2 protein-coding genes and 1 pseudogene are annotated in these 7,996 nt (G+C 74.4%); all 3 read left to right on the forward strand.

Annotated features, from left to right (window positions below; genetic code table 11):
* A partial coding sequence (locus tag ACFWR9_RS42080) for an SDR family NAD(P)-dependent oxidoreductase (RefSeq protein ID WP_383852793.1) occupies positions 1 to 3,529 on the forward strand: 3,529 nt, incomplete at its 5' end.
* Between the two features lie 38 nt (positions 3,530 to 3,567).
* A pseudogene (locus tag ACFWR9_RS42085) lies at positions 3,568 to 7,083 on the forward strand (type I polyketide synthase); the annotation flags it as partial.
* A partial coding sequence (locus ACFWR9_RS42090) for a beta-ketoacyl synthase N-terminal-like domain-containing protein (RefSeq protein WP_383852796.1) occupies positions 7,080 to 7,996 on the forward strand: 917 nt, incomplete at its 3' end. The pseudogene ACFWR9_RS42085 and the gene ACFWR9_RS42090, both read left to right, overlap by 4 nt.

The following is a 7,996-nucleotide window of genomic DNA, read 5'->3' on the forward strand; positions in this document are numbered from 1 at the left end:
ACTGGCAGCAACCCTGCCCACCTTCCGCACCCACCTGCACCAGACCGCCGCCGCCGTCGAAGCCCACGTGAACTGGAAAATCACCGACGTCCTCGGCGACCCCACCGCACTGCAGGACATCTCCATCCTCCAGCCCGCCCTCTTCACCGTCCACACCGCCCTGGCCAGAACCTGGACCAGCCACGGCCTGAGGCCCGACGCCCTCATCGGCCACTCCCAGGGCGAGATCGCCGCCGCCCACCTCGCCGGAGCACTGACCCTCGACGACGCCGCACGCATCATCGTCCGCCGCTCCCAGCTCTTCAACGAACGCCTCACCGGCACCGGCGCCATCGCCGCCATCGCCCTCTCCCCCGACGACCTCGCACCCTATCTGCCCGAAAACGCCACCATCACCGGCACCAACTCACCCACCGCCACCAACATCACCGCCGACCACCACACCCTCGAAAAAATCGTCACCACCCTCCAAAACGACGGACACCGCGCCCGCATCATCCCCACCACCGTCCCCTCCCACAGCCCCCACGTCGAACCCCTGCGAGACGAACTCCTCCAACTCCTCAACCCCCTTGAACCCACCCCCACCCACACACCCCTCTACTCCACCGTCACCACCCGCCCCCACCCCGGCGAAAACCTCACCCCCGACTACTGGTTCGACAACTGCCACCAACCCGTCGCCTTCCACCAGACCATCAACAACCTCATCGCCGACGGACACCACACCTTCATCGAAACCAGCGCCCACCCCGTCCTCACCTACCACATCGAGGACGTCCACACCGTCACCAGCCTGCGGCGCGACGAGGGCACCGCCGCCCGCTTCCTGAGCGGGCTGGCCCACGCCTGGACCCTCGGACACCCCGTCACCCCCACCACCCACGACGGGCCGACCACCGACCTGCCCACCTACCCCTTCCAGCACCGCGCCTACTGGCTGGACACGCCCACCGGCACCGGACGGCGTGAGAGCGACACCGGGCACCCGCTGCTCACCACCGCCGTCCCGCTCGCCGACGACGACGGGCTCGTGCTCGCCGGCCGCCTCTCGCTCGACGCCCACCCCTGGCTCGCCGACCACGCCGCCCTCGGCACGGTGCTGCTCCCCGGCGCCGGGCTGGTCGAGGCCGCGCTTCACGCCGGACGGCAGGTCGGCGCAGAGCTGCTGGAGGAACTGACCCTCGAAGCCCCGCTCGTGCTGCCGGAGACCAAAGGCAGCAGCGTCGACGCACAGGTGCGGGTGGGCGAGGCCGACGAGTCCGGCCGGCGGGCGGTCAGCGTCCACTCCCGTTCCGAGGGTCGGTGGACCCGCCACGCCAGCGGCGTGCTCGCCCCCTCAGACCCGGCCCCCGACTCTGACCCTGCGGTCTCCGCCTGGCCGCCGCCCGGCGCGGAGCCCGTGGCGCTCGACAACTGGTACGAGACGCTGGCGAAGAGCGGCTACCAGTACGGGACCGCCTTCCAGGGCCTGCGGGCCGCGTGGCGGCTCGGCGGCCAGGTCTTCGCCGAGCTGGCGCTGCCGGAGGACGAGAGGGGCCGGGCCGACGGCTTCGGCATCCATCCCGCCCTGCTGGACTCGGCGTTGCACGCCATCGAGCTGGGCGCGCTGCCGCAGACCGGCGACACCCGGCTGCCGTTCGCCTTCAGCGGCGTACGCCTCCACGCCACCGGCGCGTCGGCCGCCTGCGTACGGCTGTCGGCGGCTGCCGGGCCCGACGCCGTGTCGCTGGAGTTCACCGACGCCGAGGGGCGGCCGGTGGCGTCGGTCGCGTCCATGGCGCGCCGCCCCGTCGCGGACGACCAGCTCGCCGCCGCCGGCGGCGGCGGCGACAGGGGCGGGGACGCCCTCTTCCGTGTGGAGTGGACGCCGGTGACGACGCCGCCCGCGCCCGAGGCCCTCCGCTGGGCCGGCCTGGAGGACCTCGACGAGGCCTCCGACGCGCTCGACGCCGTCGTAGCAACGCCCGCCTCCCCACACGAGGCACTGGCCCTGGTGCAGCGGTGCCTCGCCGAGGAGCGGCTGGCCGAGACCCGGCTGGTACTGGTGACGCGGGGCGCGGTCGCCGCCCGCCCCGACGAGGACGTGCCGAGCCTCGGTCAGGCGCCCGTCTGGGGCCTGGTCCGCTCGGCGCAGACCGAACACCCCCGCCGTTTCGTGCTGCTCGACGCGGACGACCCCGCCCTGCTGCCCATGGTGCTGCCCGCCGCGCTCGCCACCGACGAGCCGCAGCTCGCCCTCAGGGGCGGCGCCCTGTTCGCCCCCCGCCTGACGCGGGCCCGGCCGCCCGCGGCGAGGGGCCTCGCCTGGAACCCGGAGGGCACCGTGCTGATCACCGGCGGCACCGGCGCGCTCGGCACGCTGCTCGCCCGCCACCTGGTGACCCGGCACGGCGTGCGGCACCTGCTGCTGACGTCCCGCCGGGGCGACGCCGCCCCCGGCGCCGCCGAGCTGACCGCCGAACTCGCCGCGCTCGGCGCCGAGGTGACCCTCGCCGCCTGCGACGTCGCCAACCGGGACGCGCTCGCCGCGCTGCTCGCGGGTGTACCGGACGAGCACCCGCTGACTGCCGTCGTCCACACCGCCGGAGTGCTGGCTGACGCCGTCGTGGAGTCCCTGGCCCCCGAACACCTCGACGCCGTGCTGCGCCCGAAGGCGGAGGCGGCCCGGCACCTGCACGAGCTGACGAAGGACCGCGACCTCGCGGCGTTCGTCCTCTTCTCCTCCGTGCAGGGCGTCGTCGGTGGCCCGGGCCAGGCCAACTACGCGGCGGCCAACGCCTCGCTCGACGCCCTCGCCCAGCACCGGGCGGCCCACGGCCGGCCGGCGGTCTCGCTGGCGTGGGGCCTGTGGGCCGAGGGCGGCATGGAGGCCGCCCTGAGCCGGGCCGACATAGACCGGCTCGCCCGCACTACGGGCATGGTGGCGCTCTCCGCCGAGCAGGGCATGGAGCTGTTCGACAGCGCGCTCGCCCTCGGCACGCCGCACGCCGTCCCGGCGCGGCTCGACCTGGCCGGGCTGCGCGCCAGGTCCGGCGGCGAGGAGCCGCCGGCGATGCTGCGCGGCCTGCTGCGGACGCCGACGGCGCGCCGCGCGGCGCCGCAGCGGCCGGAGTCGCTCGCCGAGCGGCTGGCGGACACGCCGGCCGCGGAGCGGGAGCGGGCGTTGCTGACCCTGGTTCGGAGCGAGGTGGCGGCCGTACTCGGTCACGGCGAGGAGGGGGCCGGCGGCATCGCGGCCCGCCGTGGCTTCAAGGACCTCGGCTTCACCTCGCTCACCTCGGTCGAGCTGCGCAACCGGCTCAGCAAGGCGACCGGCCTGCGGCTACCGGCCACCGTCGCCTTCGACCACCCCACGCCCGACGCGCTCGCCCAGCGGCTGCGGTCCGAGCTGTTCGCGGAGGAGGAGTCGGCCGCCGCCGATGGCGCTGCGGACGAACCCGCCGAACCGGCGGACGAGGAGGCGGAGAGCATCGACTCCCTCGACATCGAAGAGCTGATCCGCCTGGCCGACCAGACCGCCGAGTGACGAAGTCGCAGACGAAGAGGAAGAGGAAGAGACAGAACATGACCAGCAATCCCTCTGAGGAAGTCGTCGCGGCGCTGCGGACCTCGCTGAAGGAGACGGCACGGCTGCGGAAGCAGAACCAGGATCTCCGGGCCGCCGCCTCCGAGCCGATCGCCATCGTCGGGATGGGCTGCCGCTACCCCGGCGGCGTGCACTCCCCCGAGGAGCTGTGGGCGCTGGCGGACGCCGCCGAGGACACCGTCGGTGACTTCCCCACCAACCGGGGCTGGGACCTGGCGGGCCTGTACGACCCGGACCCCGACCACCCCGGCACCTCGTACGTCCGCGAGGGGGCGTTCATCCACGACGCCACCGAGTTCGACGCCGACTTCTTCGGGATCTCGCCCCGCGAGGCGCTGGCCATGGACCCGCAGCAGCGAGTGCTGCTGGAGACCTCCTGGGAGGCGATCGAGCGCGCCGGCATCGACCCGACCACGCTGCGCTCGACTCCGACCGGGGTGTACGCGGGCGTGATGTACCACGACTACATCAGCCGTCTGTCCGAGCCGCCCGAGGACCTGCAGGGCTACCTCACCACCGGCAGCCACGGCAGCGTCGCGTCAGGCCGTGTCTCCTACTTCCTCGGCCTGGAGGGGCCCGCCGTGTCGGTGGACACCGCCTGCTCCTCCTCGCTGGTGGCGCTGCACCTGGCCTGCCAAGGGCTGCGGCAGGGCGAGTGCAGCATGGCGCTGGCGGGCGGGGTGGCGCTGCTGTCCACGCCGTTCGTCTTCGTGGAGCACAGCCGCCAGCGGGCGCTGGCCTCCGACGGCCGGGTGAAGGCGTTCGCGGGCGCGGCCGACGGCACCGCCTGGGGCGAGGGCGCGGGGATGCTGCTGCTGGAGCGGCTGTCGGACGCCCGCCGCAACGGCCACCCGGTGCTCGCCGTCGTCCGGGGCTCGGCGGCCAACCAGGACGGCGCGTCCAGCGGGCTGACGGTCCCCAACGGCCCGGCTCAGCAGCGCGTCATCCGCGCCGCCCTGGCCAACGCCCGCCTGGAGCCGGGAGAGGTGGACGCCGTGGAGGCCCACGGCACCGGCACACCCCTGGGCGACCCGATCGAGGCGGGGGCCCTGCTCGCCACCTACGGCCAGAACCGGCCCGCCGAACGGCCCCTGTGGCTGGGCTCCGTCAAGTCCAACATCGGCCACACCCAGGCCGCCGCCGGGGTCGCCGGCGTCATCAAGATGGTGATGGCGCTGCGCCACGGCACCCTGCCCAAGACCCTCCACGTGGACGAGCCGACACCGCAGGTCGACTGGTCCTCCGGGGCCGTCTCGGTCCTGACCGAGGCGCAGCCCTGGCCGGAGACCGACCGCCCGCGCCGCGCGGGCGTCTCGGCGTTCGGTGTGAGCGGCACCAACGCCCACGTCATCCTCGAACAGGCTCAGGGAGCCGAACCCGAGGCTTCCGAAGAATCGCCCGGGCACGAGAACGCCGCCGGCGGGCCGCTGCCGTTCCTGCTCTCCGGTCATACACCGGAGGCGCTGCGCGCACTGGCCGCCCGGCTCGCGGCCCACCTTGCCCACCACCCCCGGCTGCCGCTGCCGGACGTCGCCCGGGCGTTGGCCACCACCCGCACCGTGTTCGACCACCGCGCCGTCGTCGTGGCGGACGCCCGCACCCAGGAGGGCCGCGAGGAACTGCTGGCCTCCCTGAACGCCCTGGCCCGTGCCGAGACCCCGGCGGGGGCGGTGCGCGGTCGGGCGCGCGAGCGCGACAGGACGGTGTTCGTCTTTCCCGGCCACGGCTCGCAGTGGCCCGGCATGGCCGCCGGGCTCCTCGACGCCTCCCCGGTGTTCCGGGCCCGCTTCGAGGAGTGTGCGAAGGCGCTGGAGCCCTTCGTGGACTTCGCGCCCGCCGAGGTGCTGCACGACGAGCGGCTGCTGGAGCGCGTGGACATCGTGCAGCCGGTGCTGTGGACCGTGATGGTGTCGCTGGCCGCGCTGTGGCAGTCGGTCGGGGTCGCCCCGGACGCCGTCGTCGGACACTCGCAGGGCGAGATCGCGGCGGCGTGCGTCGCGGGCGCGCTGTCGCTGGAGGACGGCGCCCGCGTGGTGGCGCTGCGCAGCAAGGCAATCATCACGCTCCCGGCCGGGGGCATGGTTTCGGTCGCGATGCCCGTCGCCGAGCTGGAGCAACGCCTCACCCGCTGGGAGGGCAAGCTGTCGGTCGCGGTCGTCAACAGCCCGTCGTCGGTGGTCGTCGCCGGGGACGTGGCGGCCTGCGAGGAGCTGACGGCCGAATGCGAGGGCGAAGGCGTGCGCGTGCGGCGGCTGCGCGCGGCGCAGGCCGGCCACTCGGCGTACGTCGAGCCCGCCCGCGAAGAACTGCTGACCGCGCTCGCTCCGCTCGCTCCGCTGGCGCCCGCCGTGGCGTTCTGCTCCTCTGTCTCCGGCGAGATGCACGACGCCGGCGCCGCGCGGCTGAATGCCGCGTACTGGTACGGCAACCTGCGCGAGCCGGTGCGGTTCGACCTGGCCGCCCGGACGCTGCTGGCGGCCGGGCACCGGGCGTTCGTCGAGATGAGCCCGCACCCGCTGCTGATACTGGGTGTGCAGCAGTCCGCCGAGGAGGCCGGGGCGGACGAGGTGCTGACGGTCGGCTCGCTGCGCCGTCAGGAGGGCGGGCTCGGACCGTTCCTGCTCTCGCTGGGCGAGGCGTGGGCGGGTGGGGTGGCCGTGGACTGGGGTGCGCTGCTGGGCGAGGCAACCAGGGCCGTGGACCTGCCGACGTACGCCTTCCAGCGCCGGACGTTCTGGATCGACGCCGACGCCGCCGTGGCGGCCAGGCAAGCCGACCCGGCCGACGAGGAGTTCTGGCGGGTCGTGGAGGAGGGCGACGCCGAGAGCCTCGCGGAGGCGCTGGGCGTGCGGCCCGGCACGCCGCTGCGCAATGCGCTGCCCGCGCTCGCCACCTGGCGGCGGCAGCAGCTCGAACGCGCGGCGTCCGCCAACACCGCGCTGCCTGTCGTGCCCGACGCCGACGCCCTGGCCGAGGCGGCCACCGAACTGGCCCGCAGCCTCGCGGACCTGGACGAGGCCGGCCGGGGGCGCCACCTGCTCACGCTGGTGCGCACCGAGGCGGCGGCCGTGCTCGGGCACCCGGGACCCGAGGCCGTGGACCCCGGGCGCCCGCTGAAGCAGCTCGGCTTCGATTCGCTCGGCGTGCTCAACCTGCGCAACCGCCTCAATCTCGCCACCGGCCTGCGGCTGCCCGTCACCCTGGCCTTCGACCACCCGACGCCCGAGGCGATCGCGGCGTACGTGGGGGCGGAGCTGGCGGCCGACACGCAAGCAGCGCCCGCCGGGGGCGCCGAGCTCGACCGGCTGCGCGCCGCGTACAGCGGGGCCGCGACCGACGGCGAGGCACGCGGGCGGATTCGCGACGGCCTCGCCTCGCTGCTCGCCGAGCTGTCCGGCCCGGCCGCCGGAGACGGCATCGAGCGGATCGAGGACCGCATCGAGGAAGCCTCCGACGAGGACCTCTTCGACTTCATCGACAACAGGAGCCGGTGAACACCGCCATGTCCGACGAGAAGAAGCTGCGCGAGTACCTGAAACTGGCCACGGTCGAGCTGGCCGAGTCCCGTCGGAGGCTGCAGGCGGAGGATGAGTCCCGCACCGAGCCGATCGCGGTGGTCGGCATGGCCTGCCGCTACGGGGGCGGGGTGCGCTCGCCCGAGGACCTGTGGCGGCTGGTCGCCGATGGCCGTGACGTCATCGGCCCGTTCCCCACCGACCGTGGCTGGGACCTGGCCGCACTCTACGACCCTGACCCCGATCAGCCCGGCACCTCGTACGTCCGCGAGGGCGCCTTCGTCTACGACGCCTCGGCGTTCGACGCCGGCTTCTTCGGGATCTCGCCCCGCGAGGCCCTCGCGATGGACCCGCAGCAGCGGCTGCTGCTGGAGACCTCCTGGGAGGCGATCGAGCGCGCCCGCATCGACCCCGCCTCGCTGCGCTCCACGACAACCGGCGTATACACCGGGGTGGCCACCAACGACTACGGGATGTTCCTGGCCCAGACGGACGAGGACATCGAGGCGCACCGGCTGACGGGCGTCGCGGGCAGTGTGGCCTCGGGCCGCGTGTCGTACGTGCTGGGTCTTGAGGGGCCGGCCGTGTCGGTGGACACGGCGTGTTCGGCCTCGCTGGTGGCGCTGCACCTGGCGTGCCAGGGGCTGCGGCAGGGCGACTGCGCCATGGCGTTGTCGGGCGGGGTGAACGTGCTGGCGGGGCCCGGGGCGTTCATTGACTTCAGCCGGCAGCGCGGGCTGGCGCCGGACGCGCGGGTGAAGGCGTTCGCGGGCGCGGCCGACGGCACCGCCTGGGGCGAGGGTGCGGGGATGCTGCTGCTGGAGCGGCTGTCGGACGCCCGCCGCAACGGCCACCCGGTGCTCGCCGTCGTCCGGGGCTCGGCGGTCAACCA

Source organism: Streptomyces sp. NPDC058534 (genome assembly GCF_042717365.1).
GTDB lineage: Bacteria > Actinomycetota > Actinomycetes > Streptomycetales > Streptomycetaceae > Streptomyces.